Below are 22,140 nucleotides of genomic sequence, written 5' to 3'. Positions count from 1 at the left end.
ATCTGCAACTATGCAGGACGGCAGGATTGAAGCGGCATGACCAAGCGTCAAAATCCCAACCCTGAGTTTGATCTATTCATCCCGTTGATGGGCGACCTCCCGCTTAAGGATCAGCGGGAAACGATGGAGCGGCCGTTCTTCTCGCTCCAGAAGCGCAAGCGGGTGAAGCCGATCGAATATAGCAGCCCGGACGGCGAGACATGGGTGAAGATCGAGGCGATCCCTGCCTACGGCATGGCGACGATCTGGGACGCCGATATCCTGATATGGGCGGCGTCCACACTCAACCGAATGCGGGAGCAGGGGGTCAACGACCTTCCCCGGACACTTAAAACAACGTCCTATGACCTGTTGCGGGCGATCAAGCGCGACACCAGCGGCCGGGCCTATCAGGAGTTGCAGGCCGCACTCCAGCGGCTTCAGACGACCTCCATATCGACCTCGATCCGCGCGCCCAAGCGGCGGACCAAGGCCGGTTTCAACTGGCTCGACAAATGGACGCTGGAGGTGGACCCGGACACTGACCAACCGCGCGGGATGACCATTACGCTGTCGGACTGGGTTTATGAGGGGATTATGGGGGAGCGGTCGCTGCTCACCATGCACCAGGATTATTTCCTGCTGACCGGGGGGCTGGAACGCGCCCTGTATCGTATCGCGCGCAAGCACGCCGGCAACCAGAAGGGCGGGTGGACGTGTCGCGTCGAGGTGCTGCGCGACAAGACCGGCAGCGACAGCAAACCAAAAGAGTTCAACCGGATGCTGCGCAAAGTGGTGGAGGCCGACCAGCTCCCCGATTATGCGATGCAGATGGCCGCAACAGCTGATGGCAGTCCTGCCGTGCTGTTTCGACTTCGGGGTGAAGCGGAGGCGCTGGCACTGACTGCCAAGTTGGAAGCCGAGCAAGAGCGGCGGAACCGATTCGATGCCGATCGCCGCCGCGCCGCCGAGGTGGACGACTTGATGGACAAGCTCGCCGGAGAACGCTGACTATCGTGGTATCACACACCGCAAGGCCCATCCGTATCAGAGGTGAAGGCGGGCAGCAGGCGTTGAGAGTGTGGATCGAGCAATAATCTACCCGCAAAGAGGCAAGCGATCATCGTGGGATCACACACCCGGGCGTCGTGGGATCACACACCGCACTATCGTGGGATCACACACCGAATCACGTGGGATCACACACCAGACAGCTTCTCAAGATATTACGAATACACGGTTTTTTGGTCGCTTTTCGACACTTAACCTTCTTAACGATTCCTATTTAACAGAATCACTTAACCCCAAGACCCGGCTAAAAAGGAAGGAAAGGGAATGCGTAATTGCCCCTTGGGGCAATGGCCCTTCGTTGCGTGCCGGCTATCGCCGTCACAGGACCGGCCTAACGGCCGCAGGCTTCCAGGAGAAGCCAAGCCGATCCGGCGGTGTGTACCTGTCAACGTCCCGCCCGTTGAAAGGACAGGGTGGGGATACCCCGAACCGATCGTCGGTTTCGCCGGTGTGTGCGATCATGCCGGATCGTAGAGGCCATCGAACGCGCGTTCGGCATCGTAGCAGATGTTCGCGACGTTAACCGGGTGGACGTTATCGCCGGCAAATGCGCCTGGGCATCGCCTCGATGGGCGGTCCTAAAACTGTGATTACGAACAGTCTTGAGAGAGAAGCTCGCCGAGCAAGGCCACCGGATCGACCCCGATCGCCACGGCGACCGCGACATATTCATCCACGCTCAGCTGGCGCTCGCCGGTTTCGTAGCGGGATACATAGGCCTGCTGCCATCCGAGCCGCTTCGCGAGGTCGACCTGACGAAGCCTGGCATCCCGCCGTGCCACGGTCAGCGCAGCGACGATGCGGGCGTGCAAATCGGATGGGACAGGGGAGGCGGGCACCCCGAAGCATCTAGACCGGCTTGAGCTATATACGGAAAGCGTATATCTTCTAGGCTTCCGATCGGGAGTGCTGACATGAGACTGCTCGAGCGCATCGCCACCTGGTTCGACGACTGGAAGCTTCCAGGTCGCTCGGGAATTGACAGCGACGGCACGGATATCAATCCGGCGACCGGATTGCCGACGCTCGCGGGCGCGGGTACCCCCGACGTCGTCGGCAATCCTTATGGTTCCACCAGGCCGCACGATTACGAATCCGACTGGCAGCGCCACGATCGCTGGGACAGCAGTGCTCATGACCATTTCCAGCATCACGACAGCTGGTCGGCGAGCAGCCATGATCCCTGGCGTGACTGAGCGCGTCCCGGTGGCCGACCGGCTGATCGCGCGATGGGAAGTGAGCCAGCTGAACGTCGTCCCTTATGCGATCAGCGCCATATCCTTCCTGCCGATGCTGATCGTGACGATCGGTATCGCCAAGGCGATCGGCACCAGACCGGTCGTCATGGGACGAGGCATGCTCGTCATCTGGGTAGCCCTGTTCGTAACCGAGATGGGGCGAGGGATCTGGACGCTGCGGCACCGTTACGCCTCGCCGCGCTGGCTGCGCGCGGTTCACGCCGCGGTCGGTGACGACCTGGCCGTTCACGCGCTTGCCGAGCTGATGCGCCAGCATCGGTACGAACCCGATTATGTCCTTCTGAGATCCGACATGACCAGCGCGGTCCAGCAGGAATACGCCCGGCGCAAGGACGCGGCTCGACGTGCCGAGGGTATCCGGGTGATGGACGAACCGGATCCTGCCCCGGGTCCGGAGCCGGAAGGCAGCGACCCCCGTATCGGCGAAGATCAACGGGCCCGGGCACGCGAGCGTCGTGCTGCCAGGAAGATACTGGCGGCGACGGCGCCAGTGACAGGCGATATGTCCTGCGGCTCACCCTGAGCCGGCTGCCGCACCGTCGAGAAGACGGTCCGGGTAGAATGACAGTTCGCTTGCTGGCCGGCTGACACGCCGGCCCGGGTGCCCCGCCGGAAACCGGAATGAATGCCAGGGCACCACGACATCGATACGGCAGCATCCGGATCGTGCAGGGAAGGAGCGAGCGCACACACCACGCTATGGATAGCGGCCGTGTTACGAGCGTAAAGCCGTGGTCTATCATTGCTGTAGCAGGATATCGGCTGGGCTGCGGGTTCCGCAAAAGCTGCCTCGTAACGTGCTACAAGGGTGCTACGGCGCTACGGACGCCGTCATTTACCGGGCCGCGCAGCGACAAGAGGATCGCAAGCAAGCGACCGGTGCGCCGGCAGCGGCCGATGACGAGCCCGGATGCTCGCGCCCGCTTTCGTGCGGTCAGAAGGTGCCGGGTGGTCGTGCGCGGAAGCGGCGCCGGTCGAAGAACCAGATCAGCATGATTGCGCCGGTAACAGCTGCGGCGACCCAGCAGATAGCCGCGAGGGCAGGGGCATAGCCCAGCAGACGGGCCGCCAGCCCTGCCAGCAGCAGTCCTGCGCACAGCGCCGCCAGTCGGCGCACGACCGGCCAGTTGCGCCGCTTGAACCCGACTCGCCGGGTCTCGGCCGTCCAGGCCGCCAGCTGTTCATCTCTGGATCCGCTCATCTCAGTCCCCCTGCGACAAGGCGAGCAGTGTGCCGCGCAGCTGCTTGCGGTTGGCGGCGCCCGCGTCCGCTCCTCCGTCGTATAGTACGCGCGCGAGCGCCTGGCTGCGTTCGTCAGGCAGCTTCAGCCCGACGTCCCTGCAGACGGCGTCCACGTCGCCGCGCAGGCGATCGAGCCGGTCCCAGTCGACCGGCCCGTAGTAGCTCCGGGGCACGGTGTCCTCGCCCAGGATCACCCATTCGGGATCGACGTCGTAATCGCGCCGGAGCTTCGCCATCAGGGCGACCGGCGGCTCGGCCCCGCCCAGTTCCCAGCTGACCAGCGCGCGCTTCGAATAGCCCAGCGCCTTCGCGAACGCTTCCTGTCCCAACCCGGTCCTGAGCCGTACCGCCTTGATCCGCTCGCCGATGGTGGATGCGTCGCTCACGTCTTCATAATCTTTGCTTTATCCTGCTCACTATGGCGCAATCATGCCACTATGCTATCATGACATGGGAGCGGTGCCGGCGACCAGCATTTCGCCGGACAGGGGCAGTGATTCATGGGCGGTCAGGTCAATGTACGGCTCGGGGACGGCGACGATGCGGACCTCACCCGTTGCGCGGCCGAGCGTGGCGTCGAGCGCGCTACCCTGGCCAAATCGTTCGTTCGGGAATGTCTCGATGCGTGGCGGGAGGGGCGGGCCGTATTCGACCGGCCCGAGCAACTGGGCCCCGGTGACGTCGTCGCCTTCGGCGCAAGGCTGGACAAGGCGGTCATGGAGATCGACCGCATCGCGCAGGCCTGGGCAGCGCATGAGAGCGACATGCACAGGCTGGAGCGTGAGGACCAGCTGGCGCTGACGCGGGCCCGGACCGAGTTCATCAAGGGCATGCCGGAGCGCATCACCGCCAGCTTCAATCCGATCAGGGCGGAGATGCGATTGCTTGCCGAACGGATCGACAGGCAGCCGCGCCTGGATGCCATCGAGGAACGGCAGCGCGACCACACCGAGGCGTTGCGGGAGAACACCGCCGCCTTCAGGAGCCTCGAGCAGCAGCCACGGACGAAGGTCAGCTACACCGTCTGGGACAGGGACTGGTCGGGTCGCAAGGTCGGTGCGGCGCTGTCGGTCGTATGGTTACTCTGCGTCGGCAGCTATTTCTTCGCGGCGATGGCGCTGCCGCCGTCGTGGTTCGCGGTCCGCTCGGCCAATTTCCTGCTGGGCGGCGGGGATCAGGCGGTCTGCGCGCTGGTGAACTACCGGCTCGCGACCGACAGCTGCCGGACGCAGTTCGAGGGCAAGGCAGGCAAGGTTGTGGTGCGGGCGAGGCCCGGCACGTCGCAGGGCCGACAATGATCTCGGTCGCTGCGGTCGGTTCGGCCTCCGACGCAGCCGCCTATTACGCCCGGGACAATTATTACACCGCCGACCAGGCCGAAGGTGCCAGCGCCTGGGCAGGCGAGGGGGCGGCCGAGCTGGGCCTGTCCGGGCCGGTCGACGCGGAGCAGTTCGAGAAGGTGCTCGCCGGCGAACTCCCCAACGGCGTCGTGCTGGACGCCAAACGGGGTGAGCATCGGGCGGGCTGGGACGTTACCATGTCCGTGCCCAAGTCGGTGTCGATCCTCGCGCTGGTGGGAGGCGACGGTCGGTTGGTGACCGCGGTGCGGGACGCGGCTGCTGCGACCCTCGCCTGGACGGAACGCAACATTGCGGAAGGGCGGGTCTGGAACGGCAGGGGACAGGTGCCCGAGACGACCGCCCGGTTCGTCGCCGCGACCTTCCTTCACGACGTGAACCGCGGCGGCGAGCCACAGCTGCACGTTCACAACGTCATCGCCAACGCGACCCGCACCGCCGACGGCAAGTGGCGGGCGCTGCACGCGGACCAGCTGTACGAGCGCCAGCATGTCATGGATGCGGTGTTCCTGTCGGCGCTCCGCAGCCGTGTCGAGACGCTCGGCTTCGCCACCATCCCCCGGCACGACGGCCGCAACGGTGCCTTCGAGATCGCCGGCGTGTCCCGCGCGGTGGTGGAAGCATTCTCCGGCCGCTCGGCCGAGATCGACGCGTACATCAAGGCGCGCGGACTGGAGAACACGGCGCAGACGCGCGAATATGCGGCGCTGGCGACCCGCGACCCCAAATCGCCCGAACTCGCGCCGGAACAGCGCGCGGAAGGGTGGCGGCGGTTGGCCGCGGAGAAGGGGCTGGATCCGGGAGCGTTGGTGAAGGGCGCGCTGGCAGAGGCGGGACGGGGGCATGACGTGTGGACGCGCACGGTGCGGGGCGTGCGCGGCATAGGAGAGCGCGGGCTGGCCATCGCCGGCCGCATGGGGCTGACCCCGCGGGACGGCGACCCGCTGGTGCCTGAGCGACTGGGACGACTGGAGCCGCGCGCCTATGCCGCGGCGCAGGCGGTCGCGTCGGCGGTGCGGGATCTCGGCGAGCGGGAGGCGGCGTTCGACCGGCTCGAGCTGATCCGCGAGAGCCTGTCGCGCGGCGGACCGGTGACGGTCGCCGATGTCGAGGCCCGGCTGGCGCTGCTGGAGGCGAAAGGTCTGTTGCTCGGCGACGGCGATCGGATGGTGACGACGCAGGGCGCCGTGCGGCTCGAGCAGGCATACCTTGCCACCGTCAGGGCGGGGAGTGGGCAGTCCGCTCCGATCGTCCCACCTGTCGATGCCGCGATCCGCGTGCAGGAAGCGGCACGCGAGTTGGGGCTGCATCGGCTCAATGCGGATCAGGAAGCCGCGGCCGTGCTGATGCTGTCCGCGTCCGACCGGGTGGTGAACGTGCAGGGCGGATCGGGACGCGGCAAGTCTACCGCGATGGCGCCGGTGACCGCGGTGGCGAAGGCGGAGGGCCGGGCGGTGATCGGGCTCGCCGTTGCCAGCGTGAAGGCGAGCGAGTTCGGCCGCGATACCGGCGCCGACGTGAGCACCGTCGCCCGTTTCCTGGCGCGTCATGCCCGCGTGATCGACGGCACCGCCCGACCGGAGCAGGTCGCCCGCGTCAAAGCGGAGCTGGCGGGTGCGATCATCATGGTTGAGGAGGCCGGACAGCTCGGTACGCGCGACATGGAGCGGATCGTGCGGCTCGCCAACATGACGGGCGTTGCGCGCGTCGTGCAGACCGGCGATACGCGCCAGCTGACCGCGATCGCGGCCGGCAAGCCGTTCGAGGCGAGCCAGAAGGCCGGCGTCGCCACGGCCCATATCACCGAGAACCTGCGGTCCCGGTCCGATCAGATGAAGGCGGTCACCGCCGCGCTCGATCGCAGCGATGTGGCGGGCACGTTCGAGATCCTCAGGCCCGCCACGACCGAAGTGCCGGGCAGTCAGGTGGCGGCTACTGCTGCCGCGCGTTGGGCAGCGTTGCCGCGCGACGAGCGCGATGCCACCCTCCTGCTGACCGCCGGCCGCGCCATGCGCAGCGAGGCCAACCATGCGGTGCAAGCCGAGCTGAAGGCGAGCGGCGAGATAGCTGCCACCGGGACGTCGTTCACAGTCCTAGATCGGGTCAACGCCACCAGGGAGGGCGCGCGACTGATGCGCGCCTATCGGCCCGGCCATGTGGTGGAGGTCCGCACCAACCTGCCAAGCCAGGGTCTGAAGCGCGGCGATCGTGGTGTCGTGACCGGCGTCGACGGCGACAAGGTGCGGCTCGGCATGGCGGACGGGACCGAGAAGCTGTTCCGGCCCGACCGGTTGGCCAGAAACCTCGACCGCGATGCCGTGTCGATCTTTGCATCGAAGCAGGTCGAGCTGCACGTCGGCGACCGTATCCGCTGGAGCGACAACGACCGCACCCGGGGGCTCGACAACGGCGCGATGGCGCGGGTCGAGGAGGTGGGCCCGGGCAGGCTGGTCGTATCTTCGCTCATCGACGGCACTGTGCATGAGATCGCGTCCGGCGACCGCATGGCCGAGCGACTGGACCTGGCCTATGCGATCAACGTCCATGTCGCACAGGGGGTGACCACCGAGCATGGCATCGTGGCGATGCGGTCGTCGGAGCGAAAGCTGCTGACCGAACGGTCGTTCCTCGTCGCGCTCACCCGCGTGGCGGACAAGGTGGCGCTGGTGGTCGACGACGGGCAGAGGGTCGAACGGCACGTTACCCGCAACACCGGCGACAAGACTTCGGCGCTCGACGTGGTCGAGCGTGGCCAGGCAACCGACGCCATCCCGCTGCCGGATGCGGGCTCCCCGCTCGACCGGGCGCTGGAGCGTTACGCCCGGTTGTTCCTGGCGGCCGAGCGGATGCGCGAGGACGGGCGGGAGCTATCGTTGTCCCAGGTGCGCGAGCTGGACGCAGCCTCTGCAGCGCTCGACCGGGTCCGGCCCTATGCCGCCGAGGATTTGCGGATCGTGCTGGACCGCAGCGCCGACCCGGTACGCGGTCTGGAGCAGATTGCTCCGGGAGAGTTGCGGCAGGTCTGGGCGGAAGAGGGGCAGGTGCGTAGCGATCCTCGCGCCTATGCCGACCGGTTCGTGGTCGACTGGCGCTCGGCGTCGGGCGACCGGGGTGCGGCCGAAACGCCGCGGATCGAAGACCGGGCCGAGCGTCGCCTCGAGCGGCTCGAGGACCGTATGGCGCGGCAGCCGGCGCTGGAGAAGGCGCTCGACGCCCGCATTCCCGAGCGGCAGCTGCGCCTCGACGGCCCCGGCATGGGTGGCGGTGGCCGCGAACGGGACTACGGTATGGAGATGTAAGCCGAGGTGGCAAGTTGTGTATCGCGCGTGTCCCGTTTGCCGGGTTTCACTCAGTCTTCCGCAGCTTCCGCCCTGTCGAGTGCGACAAGGCGCGCATACTCTTCGACCGGCACGATGGCGATCATGGGCGATCCGTCGCGTTCGACCGCAATCGCGCCTTCGGCTGCCAGTGCAAGGCATTCACGGACCTGGGCGGGTGTGCGGGGAAAGGGGACCGTGCGCATGGTCGTGTCATATCACTCGGCGGGAATCGTAACTAGGGCTGCGCTACGTCAAACACCCAATCAGGCGGTGCTGATGAAGGCAGCTATCTCGAATGACATGGCAGCGGTGAGGCCGGCGAGATCACCGATTGGATCGATACGCATTGCGCGCCGCGGCTGGTCATGGCCGATGGCAGACCGCACAACTTGAAACGTTCCTTGGAAGAACGTAATGTGAACGAATGATACTGATAATCTTCGCCGGTGCCCTTTGAGCGATCGCGATGTATTTTTGAGAGAGTACACCTCAGCACTTGCTGAGGATGGCGCTTCGGTTCTTGTCGGTGCCGGCACTTCCATGGCCGCGGGGTATCCCTCGTGGAAGGGCTTGCTGCAGGAAATTGCGGGTGATCTCGGCCTCGAAATTGAAGACGTCGACGATCTTACGGCAGTTGCCCAATGGGCGATTGGTGCGGATCATTCGAACCGCACGACCGTGCTAAATGCCATACGGGAGCAGATCGAGCCGGATCATGCCATCCCCTCGGCGTTGCTGTCGCTGGCAAGGCTGCCGATCCGCGAGGTGTGGACGACGAATTACGACCGGCTGATCGAGCGTGCGTTCGGCGAGCTTGGGCGCCCGGTTGATGTTCGGGCCAACCAGGAGCAGTTGGCACTGCGCAAGCGCCGCGCGGGAGCGGTTCGCATTTACAAGATGCACGGGACCATCGATGCAGTTGATGATCTGGTAATTTCCACCGAGGATTACGAACTGTACCGGCAGCGGCGCGGTGCATTTTTGGGTCTGCTGCACGCTCATCTGACAGGAATGACCTTCCTGTTCGTGGGTATGAGCCTGACGGACCCGAACGTCCGCCACGTGCTTGCCTTGCTGCGTGAGCATTTTCCAACAACCCCGCCCCGACACTTCATGATCGCACGGCGGCCACAGCGGGCGGATTTTGGGTCTGATGATGCCCACGCCGCCCGGTTGAAGCGGCATGACTATTGGGTGCGCGACTTGCGACGCTATGGTCTTGTCGTCGTCGAGATCGATGCGTTCGCTGAAATTGATGAATTGATGGATGAACTCGAACGGCGTGTGGCACGTCGTCGGATATGGATGTCGGGTAGCTGGCCGCTCGATGCCGGTGATTCCAGCGCGGGGTTCGTTCACGATGTAGCGCGCGCGATCGGGCGTAGGATCGGATCGACAGATCTTTTCATGCTATCCGGGGCCGGGCTGTTGGTCGGATCAGCTTCGCTGTCAGGGTTCCTCGAAACCATGCAGGGGCGCGGTGAGTGGGACTTTGATCGGCGGTTGGTTGTTCGTCCCTTTCCGCAACCGGTCGGTGACGCTGAGCCGGATCGTCAGCATTGGGCAGAGCTGCGTGGTGAGTTGGCGCGCTTGGCGGGTATCGTGGTTTTCGTTGGCGGTGCGAAGATCGAGTCCGGCGGACTGGTGTCTGCCACCGGTGTGTTCGAAGAGCGCGCTCTCGCCGATGGTAGAGGTGCATTTCTATTGCCTGTCGGAGCCACCGGAGGCGCTGCCTCGGTTATCGCCAATGAGTTGCTGACGTCAGCCCTTCCGTCGACTGGCAGTAATGCCCGGCGCCCCACGGACGATGAGTTGCGCATATTGTCAGACGCCTCGGCAACGCCAGATCGACTCGCTGATGCGGTTTTGAAAATCATTAAGCGGATCACACGCTGAAAATCGTTTGTGATGAACATCTGGGAGAACGGCATTGGCGAGGCGGGTATTCTTCAGCTTTCACTTCACGCGAGATGCATGGCGCGTGTCGCAGGTCCGCAATGCCTGGATGTTGCCGGGAAGCCGTGATTCCAACACCATTGTCGATCATGCGTCGTGGGAAGAAATCATGCGCAAGGGCCCGCAGGCGATCCAGAACTGGATCGATACGCAGATGAACGGCAGTAGCGTGGTAGCGGTACTGATCGGTCGCGATACGCATACGAGGCCGTGGGTGGAGTATGAGATCCGTAAGGCCCACCGCGAGGGACGCGGCATCCTTGGCGTGCACTTAGCTGGCATGAAGGATAGTAACGGCACCGTTGATCCGGCCGGGGCCGATCCGATCGCAAAGCTTGCGCTTACCGATCGGTTCGGGACCAGAATGAATTACCCTACTTATTCCTGGTTGCAGGGTGACGGTAGAAAGAACTTTTCATCGTGGGTCGAAGCCGCTGCCCAGCGCGCCGGTCGTTAAAGCGAGATCGATCATGTCCTACGTTACCGAATCTGAGGTCCGGGCTGCCGCTGCTCGTGCGAAAGCAGCTACGTTCAAGTCTGCGGGCATTTTGTTGCGCGAATCGCGTGACACATACCAATCTTCCTTCGATGTATTCTTGTCGCATTCTTTCATGGATCAGGAACTTGTCCTTGGAGCCAAGCAGCTGCTCGAGGAAAAGGGGTTGTCCGTCTATGTCGACTGGATCGACGACCCGCTGCTAGACCGTACCGCTGTAACGCGGGCGACCGCCGAGAAGATCAGAGGGCGGATGCGACAGTGCCGGACGCTGCTCTATCTGCATTCGGCGAATGCCACCAAGTCCAAGTGGTGCCCGTGGGAATTGGGCTATTTCGATGCCTTCACCCATCCGTCCCGGCGCGTTTTCATTTTCCCCGTCACCGCTGCGGATCGATCCTATACGAGCCAGGAATATCTCAATCTCTACGATACGGTCGACATGGCTTCGATCGGCGTGGCTACACGCAGGCGCGATGATATCAGGGTCAAGGGCGCGGATAGTAGCTTCAGAGCGTGGAGCGTTGCCGCCTGATCGATCATCCCTTGAGCTTTTCGGTAATGGCGAGGGCGGCATCGGGAGGCGGGTAGAGTCGGCCTTCTTCGCCATGGCGGCACACGGGCTGCCATTATCGGAGGTAGAAAGGTCTACCTTTCTTCCCGGGCTGGCAGGTGAGGACGGATGGCGGCCCAGAGGGGGCCGCATTCACTCCACCACCAATCCCGCTGATGCTCGAGACATACAGGGTGTCGGGTGTTCGGTTCGCCCTTGCCGTGATGCTGGGGTTCTCGCGTCACGATGACCGGCGCCCAGCCAAACTGGTCGCCGGAGATGTCGATCGTCAGCCCGTTCCACTCGAGCCACGCATGGGAGTGACGCCAGCCGCCGATATCGTCCGACGCATCCTGATTGACGTAATCGGCGGTGATCCCCAGCCGCTCGATCAGGTAGCGGCCAAGCAGCTCCGCGGCATGTCCGCAGGCTCCTCTTGGGTATGTGATATGCTTCAGCGCCCACGGCTCGGGTCCGGCGGCATCGATAGCCGCTCGGAAATCGCGAGCAGCTTGCTCGACCTCGGCATCTGTGGGGGGCATCATTACAACCTCACGGATGATCGCCGATCGGCTCATGTTAGCCAGGCTGCGGCGCTACATTTATCTGCTACGTATGTATGTACGGGGGGTGTTGACGGTCTTTCAACTTATTCCTAGCTAGGAAGCTCGAAAGCTACCGAGGTGAGAACGGCCTCCTCACACGCCACGTAAGTGGCAAAGTAGGCGAAAGCCGAAGGGATGCGGGAATTTGGCGCCCCGCCGATAGCTTCTGAAAGCCCCGCCCGTGCGGGGCTTTCTAGTTTCTAGGCTGGCTGGATGAAGCCCTTTCGCAGTCGACGCTCCAGCTTGTTCCGGTCGATCGGATAGGTGCTGGCGACGATATAGCGCCCCGCCTTGTCCAACCTTAGCTTGATCGCCACAAGGATGATCGCCTGTTCCTGCGGAATTTCGCCGATCAGCTCAAACCCGTCATTCTGACCAGGTGCTTGCCCGATATAGTCGGGATTTGCGACGATCTGCCCTACGTACTGGCGGCACAGCTCAAAATCATCGGGATGCCGCATCTGAGAATGGCTCTGTGCGCGAACCGAGAAATGGGCGCCCGCTGCAATCAGGCTTGAGCCAAGAAGGGGGCACCTCAAGGTTTGTCATATGGACAGCGGCAGTCGGAACAAATGGTCAACAAAGGCCTGAGCGTTGCCGCAAAGTATATTAAGTTTCGTGGGTTTGTGAGGTTGGACGAGTTGGAAGTTACCGGATCACCTCTCGTGATGTTTCACCCGCGGAGCTCGTAGTAGACGATCTGCCATCCATTCTTGGGACCGCGCCACTGGGTGATCTGAAAGCTATGGGCTTGTGCAGACCCGTCCAGGACGCGGCTACTCCACCGTAGCGTTTCATCGTAACTGCTTCCGGACGATAACGCACCCGCTATGCGCCGAATGGGCAGCTTGGCGGGGAGCCTGCGGATGCGTCGGCCATCGTTGCCGACAAAGATAACGTCTTCGGCCACGCTTCGTCTTGGAACAGCCAACCAGTCGACCTGTTTGCCGGCCTGCTCCTGTCGCAAAACAGACGCGATCTCTTTGGCATCGCTAACGGCTTGGATTTGGAGCTGTTCATTGGTGAGTTTTGCCGAGCACTCAGGTTCGATCGCTTGTAAACTTTCTGCCGCTAATGCCTTCGATCCATCCCGACGATAGTCGTCGATTTCCCAGCGCCACCCCTCAGCACTGTTCCGCCAAAGCGTCTTATATGATCCAACTCGATTTCCGCCATCGTACAGCCCGCCGATAACAACTGCCGACCCGCTCGGATCACAGGACGGAAAGACAAGTTCGGGTCTGCGCTCGGCATGGCTCTCGACACTCATCATTGTGAGCCACCACCTTCGGCTACTCTCGGCTGCTTGCAACATGCTGGCCACAGATGGAGAGCGCGCGGTTTCGGGCGCATGTTGTATTGGCCAGGGGTCGCTTTGTGGACCGAAACTGCGTGCCGCTGCCTGACGGCCACTGGCAAGTACAGCTTCCGAGTAGGCCCGCTCCGCCTCCAGCGCGGAATTCGGCGAACTTGCCGCTAGTAGAAGCGCGAAGATCATGGCGAAATCCTACTCCTCAATCAACGTGTCGAGCGATGTACGGGCATCTGCGCCGGATGGTTGAGCGCCCGATAGAGCGTGGCATGATGACACTTCAGCAGCTTCGCCGCTTCGCGCACCGATGTGCCTTCGCCGACGAGACGCTGTCCGAGCGCGATCTGGTCCGGAGTGAGCTTGGGCTTACGCCCGAACTTCACGCCGCGCGCCATGGCTGCCGCGCGGCCGGAACTGGTACGCTGGTGGATCAGCTCGCGCTCGAACTCCGCGATGCCGGCGAACACGGTGAGCACCATGCGTCCCGCAGGCGTGGTCGTGTCGGCCCAGGGCTCGGCGAGCGAGCGCAGCCCCGCTCCCGCCTCGTTCAGCTTCTCGGCGATGTCGAGCAGGTCGCGCGTCGACCGCGCTAGGCGATCGAGCCGGGTGACCACAACCACGTCGTCGTCGCGCAGCTGCTCCAGCATCCGGTCGAGTTCCGGTCGGGCGCGCTTGGCGCCGGACACCTTCTCCTCGAATGTCCGCCGGCATCCGGCCGCCTTCAGTGCCGTCTTTTGAAGCGTGAGATCCTGATCGTCGGTAGATACGCGCGCATAGCCGAGGAGCATGTCGCAGATGTGCATTGGAACACGGCTGATTAGCAACAGACATTTGCGACAGCGTCCGCCCTCGTGGCGTGACCGGTCAGGGCCGCCGTCGCGAAACTTGAGAGTTACGCGACACCTCGCACGTGTCGGCCATAAACTATACGCTCCCGGACAGGGGGTGATCGATGGCCAGACGCGATCTGTTAACGGGCGACGAACGCCGCGCGTTGTTCGGCGTGCCCCTCGACCATGCCTCGCTCGCCAAGCATTACACGGTTGCCGATGAGGACCGGCCACTGATCGAAGCGAAGCGCGGCGACGCCAACCGGCTCGGCTTCGCGCTGCACCTCGCCCTGCTGCGTCATCCCGGCTTCGGCATACGCCACGACGATGTCGTCCCCGATTTTCTGATCCGGCACCTGGCCGCGCAACTCGACATCGCGCCCACAGCGTTCGAGGGCTACGCGCATCGCGCCCAGACCCGGCTCGAACACGCCTGGGAGGCGATGGAGCGTTTGCGCCTGCGCGCGTTCGAGGCGGCCGACGTCCCCGGCGCGCTCGGCGCAGCCACCCGCGCGGCGGAAGCGACCGAACGGGGCAAGCCGATCGCCGCGGCAGTGCTGGGCCATTTGCGTGCTGCCCGGATCGTTCTGCCCGCGCCCGCCCGTATCGAGCGGATCGGGGTGGCGGGGCGCGCCATGGCGCGCCGCCTCGCGGCCGACACGCTGGTCGATGCGCTTGCTCCGGAGCAGGTGACGGGGCTGGATGCGTTGCTGATCGTGGACCAGGATCGCAGCACGACGCCGCTCGCGTGGCTGCGCGACACGTCGGACAGCCCGACCGCGCGCAATCTCGCCGGCATTCTCGCCCGGCTCGCGCACGTGCGCCGGCTCGGGCTCGACCCGGGCATGGCCGGCCGCATCCACGAGCACCGCTTCGAGCAGCTCGTGCGCGAAGGCCACGTCGCGCCCGCGTTCCTCCTGTCCGACTACTCGCTCCGCAGAAGGCGCGCGACACTCGCCGCAGCCGTCATCGACCTGGAAGCGCGGCTCGCGGACGCCGCGATCGAGATGTTCGGCAAGCAGACCGGCCTCCTGTTCGCCAGGGCCAGGGCCGCGCAGAAGCGCGGCATCGAGGCGACCACACGCGACGTGAACCGGCTCATGCGGCTGCTGGGCGCCACGGTCGGCGCACTCCGGGTCGCGCGCGAGGACGGGTTGGACGTCTGGGCGGCGCTCGACGACGGGGTGGGCTGGACGAGGCTTCTGGACGCCGAGAGCGAGGCGACCGCGATCGCCGACCTGACTCGCGACGAGCCGCTGATCCGCGCGGCGGGGCGCTACATGACGATGCGGCGCTACGCGCCCGCGTTTTTTGACGCGTTCCGGTTCAAGGCGGCAGGCTCGCGCGACGGCGTGCTCGGCGCGATCAAGGTCGTGCGCGCGCTGAACGCGACCGGGCGGCGAGACGTACCGGCCGATGCGCCCATGCCGTTTTCCAGAAAATGGAAGGCGGCGATCACCGAGGGCGGCGTCATCGACCGCCGTCGCTACGAAACCGCCACGGTCGCGACCGTGCGCGAGCGGCTCCAATCGGGCGACCTGTGGGTGGAGGGTACGCGCGAACACCTGCGCTTCGACAGCTATATGCTCCCGCCCGGCAAAGCGGCCGAGATCGCGCTCACGCTGCCGTTCGACACCGACGTCGGCCGCTACTTGGAGGGGCGCGCCAGGCTGCTCGACTGGCGGTTGCGCCGGTTCGCAGGCTCGCTGAAGCGCGGCACGCTCGACGGCGTGGAGCTGCGGGGCGGTAACCTCAGGGTCAGCCCGCTCGCGGCCGTAACGCCCGCTGCGGCCGACAGGCTGGACGCGGCCGTCGACCGGCTCATGCCCCGCGTGCGCATCACCGAGCTGCTCGCCGAGGTGGAAGCCCGCACCGGGTTCCTGTGCGCATTTCCGGAACTGCGCTCGGGCCGCGCCCACTCCAACCCGCAGGCCGTGCTCGCCGCGATCCTGGCAGACGCGACGAACCTCGGCATCGAGCGCATGGCCAACGCCAGCCAGGGCGTCACCTACGCCCAGCTCGCCTGGACGCATGGCTGGTACGTATCGGAAGAGAATTACGCGGCAGGGCTGCGCCATCTGGTGGACGCGCAAGCCGCGCTGCCGCTCACGCGCGTGTGGGGCGACGGCACCGCGTCGAGCTCGGACGGGCAGTTCTTCCGCTCGGGCAGGCGGGGCGCGGCCGGCAGCACCAACGCGCGCTACGACCGGGAGCCGGGGCAGAAGATCTACGCCCATGTCGCCGATACCTACGCGCCCTACCATGTCCGGCTGATCTCGGCGACCGCGGCGGAGGCGCCCTATGTGCTGGACGGGCTGGTCGCGCACGGCTGCGGCATCGAACCCGCGACCCACTATGCCGATACGGGCGGCGCGTCCGACCACGTGTTCGCGCTCGCGCACCTACTCGGCTTCCGGTTCGTGCCCCGCCTGCGCGATCTAGCCGATCGCCGGCTCGGCCTGTTCCCGGGCACGGCCCGCCCCGAGGCGCTCGCGAAGCTGATCGGGCGCCCGTTCAACATCGCTGCCATCCGCGAAAGCTGGGACGAGATCGTCCGGCTCGCCGCGTCCGTGAAGGCCGGCGTGGTGCTACCGTCGGTCATGCTGAAGAAGCTGGCCGCGTACCGTCGCCAGAACCGGCTCGACTTCGCGCTCCAGGAGCTGGGCCGGATCGAGCGCACGCTGTTCACGCTCGACTGGCTAGAATCCAGGGCGCTCCGCCAGCAGTGTCAGGCTGGGCTCAACAAGGGCGAGGCGCGTCACACGCTCGCCCAAGCCGTGTTCGTCCACAAACAGGGCCGCCTGCGCGATCCGCAGTTCGAGAACCAGGCGCTGAAAGCGTCCGGGCTGACGCTGGTCACCGCCGCGATCGTGTACTGGAACACGCTTTACATGGGCCGCGCCGTCGAGCATCTGCGCGCCAGCGGCGAGCCCGCGCCCGACGAGCTGCTCGCCCATGTAGCCCCGCTAGGCTAGCGACACATCAGCCTGACCGGCGATTACCTCTGGCAAAACGCCGCTGCCGAGCTCGATCAAGACGGCTACCGCGCACTCAACATCGCCGGCGGACCCGGAGCCAAGGTGGCCTGAGCCGCCCTGTTCGCTACCTGTTCAGCTTACCGCTGTCCGTGTCACAAACCTTGAGGTGCTCCCAAGAACGCCGTTGATCTTGGCAACCGGCAAAGGGCCAAGATCGAGCGCGACAATCGCTGCCGGCTTATCGGCTTCAGCATCACTCATTGAACGACCCTACCGAGCCGCAGGATCGTTGCGCACAAGCGCCGCGGGATTTTCGCGGAGGAGTTCCGCAATCGGATCGGGAAGGATGAACCAAGTGGGGATGCCACGGCTCTGGGGATTGCCAAGCCCCTGAAACTTTTCGCCCTGATCGCCGCCATTCCAGCGAACGCCTGTCGCCGGTTGACCATCCCACAACATGTTGGCGACGGCGTAGTCGCCCTCGCCACCGTCGAAGATCACGTCGAGCCTTTCGACCCGCCCTTTGGGCGACGTAACCATGCGCGGATCAATATAAGCCATATCGCTACCTCCTTCAGCCACACGTATGTATGTACGTATTGGTAATCAAGGGGGTGCGCAGTTGGGGGTCAGCTCCTTGCTCGGAGAAGCCTGCCGGACACGTCATTGAACTCGTAGAAATCCGGGTTCCGCTCGGCAACCAGCGCCATCAGGTCGTCCAGGAGCTGATTGATCGGGATTTCCGTTTCAGGCTCGCCCACGGCGAATGCGCGGATGCTCGAGGCGTTCGGATTGGCTTCGACCAAGATGAGGTAGAAGCGTTCGAACTGCTCGTCCCGATAATAGGGATCGCGTCGCCCGGTAAACAGCTTGAGGCGCTGGTGAGCGTTGAGGAACGTTGAGCGCCGGCGAGGTGTAGCACCACCCTCCCGCACATGATCGTGCTCGGCACCGGCATCGAGGAAGAACAGGCCGGCGAGGACGGCGTAAGGAAATCGCCGGTGCAGGGTCACCGCCTCGATCAGCATGTCGCCGCGTCGGTTGGTGAGATTTTTCTGGAAATTGCGGGTGCGGCTGTCGCGGAAGTTGATCGTCTTGATCGATATGCCGAGCAGCAGGCCGGATTCTTCGGTCGCCCAAGTCACGTCGACCTTCTTGGCGCCGATACCGCCAGCCATCCGGCGTTCGGCGCCTGACCCACCCAGCTCGCCCGGTTCGGCCGGACGGGCTTCCTTGCAACCGCGGCGTCGCAGCTCGGCACCGATCGTATTGGCGACGGCGGCCGACATGGCTTCGCTGTATGCCTTCTTCGTGTCCGAAGAGGCAGTGTCGTCGGGTTTGGGCTGCAACGATCGGAGCGCTGCGTCGATCGCCTTCTCAATCGGTGACACGTTCGCTCCTGCTACGGGTGACACGACGCTGGAACAGCAGATCGCGGGCACCGCGGAGGCCGGCGACTTCCACGGTGCTGAGGCCGAGGTGTCGCTCGAGGATGATGGTATCGACAAGATCGATCGCGCGCTGCGGCTTCGCACTACGCAACGCTCGCCCGATCTGCGGTCGGATTGCTCGCAGCTCGTCGGCGACGGCCTCGAGGGTGGCCGATGATGGCACTGGGAGCCGGTCAGCCTCCTTGGGTTCGTGCTTCAGCATGCCGCCGCCGTAGGCACGACCGACGACTTCGGCGCCCAACAGCGTCGCCGAGTTGAGACAGGCGAGCGGCAGCAGCTCGCGGCCGATCGCGCGCACTGTGGGCTTCAGCTTCACGCCATATAGCGAGTTGAGGAGCTGGGCGTCGGCATCGTTGGTGATGAGACGTGGACGATCATGGTTCATGTAGGTGAACAGCAGATCGGGCCGTTCCACTATCGGCACCCGCCACCACGGCGAGCGGACACGGCATTTGTAAGCGTGATGGACGCCGGTGGCTTCGCCGTGCGCGATATAGGCGCGTGCCGCTGCGCTTGGCTTCGCACCAGGTGCGAACAGGAAGCAGCGCTTGCCCTCCTTGGCCAGCTCTTCCCACGCCGCCTGCCCGAAGGTCAGGCCACGTAGGTGCTTCGACCCCGGGGGTGAGATTGCCAGCAGCTCGCCAGCCTTCAGCTTGAGGCGAGCAATGTCGCTGCGGCTGAGCGAGAAGAAGTCGTTGTTGCCGGTGACCGCGCCCAGATAAGTTTCGCCCCAGTCGAGCAGCGTCGCGAAGCTCGATCCTTCTGTCAGGCGTGCATATATGTCGAGCGCCGCGGCCGGCAGGAGGGCTGGCGTCCATTTCTGATCGCCGGAAGGCGCATAGCCGATCCAGGAATTGGCGCAGATGCGCTCGAGGTCGGAGATATTGCGCGCCTGATAGACTTCGAAGCTGGGAGCCCCGCCCGTTCCTTCCGCAAGGAGCAGTACCACCTCCTCGAGCACGTCCGGGAACACCAGCTCTTCGAACAGGACCAGGCGTACCTTGGCGAAGCGGGACAGCAGGAAGCGGCGGACCTGTGCGGCATAATTGACGGTCAGCAATTCGGCCGGAAGCACCAGGCCGAGCCGGCCACCTTCGTTCAGGAAGTCGGAGGCGTGGATGGTGAACGCCGCCCAAGAGCTGGCGAGGCCGGTCAGCCGCACCCCCTGCGCGAGCGCCGCCTGGAGGCTTTTGGCTCGAGCGTCGCCGGTGAATTGCTGATACCGAACGTAGGGAGGGTTGCCGATCACGGCATCGAACTTCGCCGCTGGCGGTGCTTGGTCGAAGAAGTCGCCGACAGCGACCCTTCCCTCGACCTTGTGCCTCGAGAGCTGCGCGAGTGCGGCTTGAGCCGAAGCGTCATGGATTTCGATGCCGTGGAGCTGATCCGCTAGGTTTGGCGACGCGCCGAGGCTACGCAGCCGTTCGATCGCTGGCAGCAGGAAAGCGGCATCGCCGCACGACGGTTCGAGCACGGTGTCTGTGTCGGTGCGGATCGCCCAATCGGCAATGAAGCGGGCGAGCGCCGGCGGGGTGAAGAATGCCCCTCGGGCCTTCCGCAGCGCCGGTGTGTCCATGCCTTCTTCAACCCCTCGTAACGTCGGCACCTAGCCGCCGTAATCAGATATGCCGGCTAGCATACGTTCTACTTGCGTTCCAATGGTGGTGAACAAATATACCCCACCTATGCGTGATGACAGCCGATCAGCTCGAGGCGCTGTGGGAGGCATGGGCGACCGATAGGAGGGTGCGATGGCAATGGACGTGCATATCAGCAACATCAGCGGGCACGGCGACGCCGAAAAGGAGTACGTCTATATCAAGGTCGATAATGACTGCGATATCGGCCACTATCTGCTTGGCGATACGACCTACACGGCTGAAGGCTCGGTTTCCAACAAGATCCGCCATATCTACTGGTTTCCAGACAAGAAGGTGAAAGCTGGCGACGTTGTCGTGCTCAGGACCGGAAAGGGCACGAACACGTCAGAGAAGATGGACGATGGTCATACCAAGCATCGCTTCTACTGGCAGCTTGGATCTGCTGTTTGGAACAATGACGGCGATGCGGCAGTGCTTCTCCGAGCGCCGGAATGGAAGCACCGTAAGGTCAAATAACCCCAGAGAGAAACGCACATTCAGCCGACTAGGAAGAGTGTTGAGGTTAAAACCCACTTTGGGCATCGCGTACAGGTCATTCAAGTGCAGCATTGGATCGATGCGTCATCAAAGGACGATCCTCATGGGCGTATGCCTGGATGCAAAGAGCTGCGGACCGCTGGAGGCCAAGGCATTGCGTTCGATGGATCGGTCTTCACCCTTCCGAATGGCGATACCTTCGACCCGCCTGCCTGACAAAGCGGTCTGCTGGACACTCGCAAGGCGTGACGACAGGCAGTAATTATTCTCGCTTTCCGGGATCGATCCGTCGTTTTGACGGTCAATTATTCTCGCTTTTGTTCGGGATTTATCGTCATTGAAGCTACTGTTTTGTTTGCTGATATTGCGGTCGGCACAGGAAAGGACCGGCAGATGAACAATGCAGCAAAGCGCGGACGCGGCCGACCAGAAGGATCGGGTCTGAACGATGAACCTGTCCTTGCCAAGATGGCGGACATGATGATCGCGGCACTGACGCTGAAACCGACCACGGCAGCCAAGCGGGTGCTGGACGCACCGGATGAGGCAACGATCCGTCGCCTTCAGGCCAAGTGGAAAAAGGCTGGCCAGCGGTATCTGGATCAGGCTCGCGCCCGGCGCGATGCGAAGATTAACCGGCAGGCGGAATCCGGCCCGGGTTTGCGGGTTGCCCGGAACATCGCGCTTGCGCAGCTCGCAGGCGAACCCATTTCGGGTGGTGCAATGTTGCTGGCTGGTATGGACACCCCTGCACTTCGTGCGATCCGCGCGGCGCAGGAGAACCCAACGGTTCGCCTGATGCAGGAGATTTATAACAGGCCGGAGATGCGCCTGATGCGCGAGCTGTACGACAGTCCGCAGATGCGGCTGGCGCGGGAAATGGACAAGATGCGTCAGCTCGCCGGGGGGCTTTGATACCAAGACAGGATTATATGTCGGTAGTGGCTGCTTCCGGGCGGTCGCTCGCCGGGAACTGCCGGTAGAAGGTCGAGAGGCCGACGCCCAGAAGCCTTGCGATCCGGGCCGGCTTTTCGCCCACGGCAAGCAGCTTGCGCGCCGTGTCGATCCTTTCGGGGGTCATCACCAGCTTGCGCCCTCCCCCCGTGCTGCCCTTCTCGCGCGCTGCCGCCAGCCCGGCGATCGTCCGCTCCTTCACCAGCTCGCGTTCCATCTCGGCGACCGAGGCGAGGATGTGGAACAGCAGCCGGCCCGATGCCGTTGATGTGTCGAACCCGTCTGTCAGTGACCGAAAGTCGATCCCCCGCTCCGACAGGTCCGCGGCCAGCGCGATCAGACCATGGATCGAGCGGCCGAGCCGATCGAGTTTCCAGATCACCAGCGTGTCGCCGGCGCGTGCGAAGCCCAGCGCCTCGACCAGCCCCGGCCGGTCGATCTTCGCGCCGCTTGCCTTGTCAGTGAACACCTTCTCGCACCCGGCCTTTGCCAGCGCATCGAGTTGCAGCGTTGTCAATCGGCGTTCAATCGGGACCCCCTATCGGCGCGCAAAAGGGACCCCCTTGCTGAGATGTTGGGTGGTTGATGCTGGGCGCGGTTTTCGCGCTGCTGGCGGCGTAGGGAGGGCGTAGCCCGAC

At 64.3% G+C, this 22,140-nt stretch carries 22 protein-coding genes and 1 pseudogene; 11 read left to right on the top strand and 12 right to left on the bottom strand.

The annotated features are described in order from the left end of the window. The first annotated feature begins 36 nt into the window (after positions 1-36). Positions 37-990: a replication initiator protein A gene (locus tag CA237_RS14775; RefSeq protein ID WP_126014497.1), complete on the top strand. Its 954-nt coding sequence runs from the start codon at positions 37-39 to the stop codon at positions 988-990. Positions 991-1,640: 650 nt separating this feature from the next. Here the strand turns inward: CA237_RS14775 and CA237_RS19905 are convergent. Further along, complete coding sequence (locus tag CA237_RS19905) at positions 1,641-1,862, bottom strand: helix-turn-helix transcriptional regulator (RefSeq protein ID WP_206432989.1); 222 nt, start codon at positions 1,860-1,862, stop codon at positions 1,641-1,643. A 102-nt stretch (positions 1,863-1,964) separates the two neighbouring features. Here CA237_RS19905 and CA237_RS19900 point away from each other — a divergent pair, with 102 nt between their 5' ends. Further along, positions 1,965-2,246 carry a hypothetical protein gene (locus CA237_RS19900; RefSeq protein WP_206432988.1) on the top strand — a complete coding sequence of 94 codons (282 nt, stop codon included), beginning with the start codon at positions 1,965-1,967 and terminating at the stop codon, positions 2,244-2,246. A 10-nt stretch (positions 2,247-2,256) separates the two neighbouring features. Beyond that, a complete protein-coding gene (locus CA237_RS14765) occupies positions 2,257-2,832 on the top strand; it encodes a hypothetical protein (protein ID WP_206432987.1) in 576 nt (191 codons plus the stop codon). Positions 2,833-3,243: 411 nt separating this feature from the next. On the opposite strand, the gene CA237_RS14760 is transcribed toward CA237_RS14765, so the two are convergent. Both CA237_RS14760 and CA237_RS14755 read right to left on the bottom strand, forming a co-directional pair. Further along, entirely contained in the window at positions 3,244-3,510 is a 267-nt protein-coding gene (locus CA237_RS14760; protein WP_126014493.1) for a hypothetical protein, read from the bottom strand. Between the two features lies 1 nt (position 3,511). Further along, on the bottom strand, positions 3,512-3,937 hold the full coding sequence (locus CA237_RS14755) for a helix-turn-helix transcriptional regulator (RefSeq protein ID WP_126014491.1): 426 nt from the start codon (positions 3,935-3,937) through the stop codon (positions 3,512-3,514). A 114-nt stretch (positions 3,938-4,051) separates the two neighbouring features. On the opposite strand from CA237_RS14755, the gene CA237_RS19715 reads away from it, so the two are divergent. Continuing rightward, complete coding sequence (locus tag CA237_RS19715; protein ID WP_164523886.1) at positions 4,052-4,849, top strand: hypothetical protein; 798 nt, start codon at positions 4,052-4,054, stop codon at positions 4,847-4,849. Continuing rightward, on the top strand, positions 4,846-8,208 hold the full coding sequence (gene mobF / locus CA237_RS14750) for a MobF family relaxase (RefSeq protein WP_164523885.1): 3,363 nt from the start codon (positions 4,846-4,848) through the stop codon (positions 8,206-8,208). Before CA237_RS19715 ends, mobF begins: the two co-directional genes overlap by 4 nt. A 50-nt stretch (positions 8,209-8,258) precedes the next feature. On the opposite strand, the gene CA237_RS19710 is transcribed toward mobF, so the two are convergent. Beyond that, a complete protein-coding gene (locus CA237_RS19710) occupies positions 8,259-8,432 on the bottom strand; it encodes a hypothetical protein (protein ID WP_164523884.1) in 174 nt (57 codons plus the stop codon). A gap of 250 nt (positions 8,433-8,682) precedes the next feature. Between CA237_RS19710 and CA237_RS14745 the strand changes: the two genes are divergently transcribed. The 3 genes from CA237_RS14745 to CA237_RS14735 are packed head-to-tail and all read left to right on the top strand — an operon-like array spanning position 8,683 to position 11,216. Then, complete coding sequence (locus CA237_RS14745; RefSeq protein ID WP_241215502.1) at positions 8,683-10,125, top strand: SIR2 family protein; 1,443 nt, start codon at positions 8,683-8,685, stop codon at positions 10,123-10,125. A 34-nt stretch (positions 10,126-10,159) separates the two neighbouring features. Continuing rightward, a complete protein-coding gene (locus CA237_RS14740) occupies positions 10,160-10,642 on the top strand; it encodes a TIR domain-containing protein (RefSeq protein WP_126014487.1) in 483 nt (160 codons plus the stop codon). A gap of 13 nt (positions 10,643-10,655) precedes the next feature. Beyond that, on the top strand, positions 10,656-11,216 hold the full coding sequence (locus CA237_RS14735; protein WP_076711807.1) for a toll/interleukin-1 receptor domain-containing protein: 561 nt from the start codon (positions 10,656-10,658) through the stop codon (positions 11,214-11,216). A 113-nt stretch (positions 11,217-11,329) separates the two neighbouring features. Here CA237_RS14735 and CA237_RS14730 read toward each other — a convergent pair whose 3' ends face one another. The 4 genes from CA237_RS14730 to CA237_RS14715 form a co-directional block, all read right to left on the bottom strand. After that, on the bottom strand, positions 11,330-11,812 hold the full coding sequence (locus CA237_RS14730) for a hypothetical protein (RefSeq protein ID WP_126014485.1): 483 nt from the start codon (positions 11,810-11,812) through the stop codon (positions 11,330-11,332). 227 nt (positions 11,813-12,039) lie between these two features. Continuing rightward, complete coding sequence (locus CA237_RS14725) at positions 12,040-12,378, bottom strand: hypothetical protein (RefSeq protein ID WP_277600138.1); 339 nt, start codon at positions 12,376-12,378, stop codon at positions 12,040-12,042. A 134-nt stretch (positions 12,379-12,512) separates the two neighbouring features. Then, entirely contained in the window at positions 12,513-13,337 is an 825-nt protein-coding gene (locus CA237_RS14720; protein ID WP_126014483.1) for a hypothetical protein, read from the bottom strand. A 20-nt stretch (positions 13,338-13,357) separates the two neighbouring features. Beyond that, positions 13,358-13,939, bottom strand: a complete 582-nt coding sequence (locus tag CA237_RS14715) for a recombinase family protein (protein ID WP_007406331.1) — start codon at positions 13,937-13,939, stop codon at positions 13,358-13,360. Positions 13,940-14,103: 164 nt separating this feature from the next. Here CA237_RS14715 and CA237_RS14710 point away from each other — a divergent pair. After that, positions 14,104-16,953: pseudogene (locus CA237_RS14710) on the top strand (Tn3 family transposase); the annotation flags it as partial. 276 nt (positions 16,954-17,229) lie between these two features. Here the strand turns inward: CA237_RS14710 and CA237_RS14705 are convergent. The 3 genes from CA237_RS14705 to CA237_RS14695 all read right to left on the bottom strand — a co-directional run bounded on the left by CA237_RS14705 (position 17,230) and on the right by CA237_RS14695 (position 19,986). Beyond that, on the bottom strand, positions 17,230-17,520 hold the full coding sequence (locus tag CA237_RS14705; RefSeq protein WP_126014481.1) for a hypothetical protein: 291 nt from the start codon (positions 17,518-17,520) through the stop codon (positions 17,230-17,232). Between the two features lie 68 nt (positions 17,521-17,588). Then, entirely contained in the window at positions 17,589-18,350 is a 762-nt protein-coding gene (locus CA237_RS14700) for a hypothetical protein (protein ID WP_206432986.1), read from the bottom strand. Continuing rightward, on the bottom strand, positions 18,337-19,986 hold the full coding sequence (locus CA237_RS14695) for an N-6 DNA methylase (protein ID WP_126014479.1): 1,650 nt from the start codon (positions 19,984-19,986) through the stop codon (positions 18,337-18,339). The genes CA237_RS14700 and CA237_RS14695 overlap by 14 nt, the downstream gene beginning before the upstream one ends. Before the next feature lie 175 nt (positions 19,987-20,161). Between CA237_RS14695 and CA237_RS14690 the strand changes: the two genes are divergently transcribed. After that, positions 20,162-20,527, top strand: coding sequence for a hypothetical protein (locus CA237_RS14690; protein ID WP_206432985.1), 366 nt, complete (start codon positions 20,162-20,164; stop codon positions 20,525-20,527). A 315-nt stretch (positions 20,528-20,842) separates the two neighbouring features. After that, positions 20,843-21,463, top strand: a complete 621-nt coding sequence (locus tag CA237_RS14685) for a hypothetical protein (RefSeq protein WP_126014477.1) — start codon at positions 20,843-20,845, stop codon at positions 21,461-21,463. Positions 21,464-21,476: 13 nt separating this feature from the next. Here CA237_RS14685 and CA237_RS14680 read toward each other — a convergent pair whose 3' ends face one another. Then, entirely contained in the window at positions 21,477-22,019 is a 543-nt protein-coding gene (locus CA237_RS14680; protein WP_277600137.1) for a recombinase family protein, read from the bottom strand. Positions 22,020-22,140 lie beyond the last annotated feature (121 nt).

Source organism: Sphingomonas sp. ABOLH (assembly GCF_003951715.1).
GTDB classification, from domain to species: domain Bacteria; phylum Pseudomonadota; class Alphaproteobacteria; order Sphingomonadales; family Sphingomonadaceae; genus Sphingomonas; species Sphingomonas hankookensis_A.
Note: the sequence above shows the minus strand (reverse complement) of the source record. Positions and strands in the feature narration are given on the sequence as shown.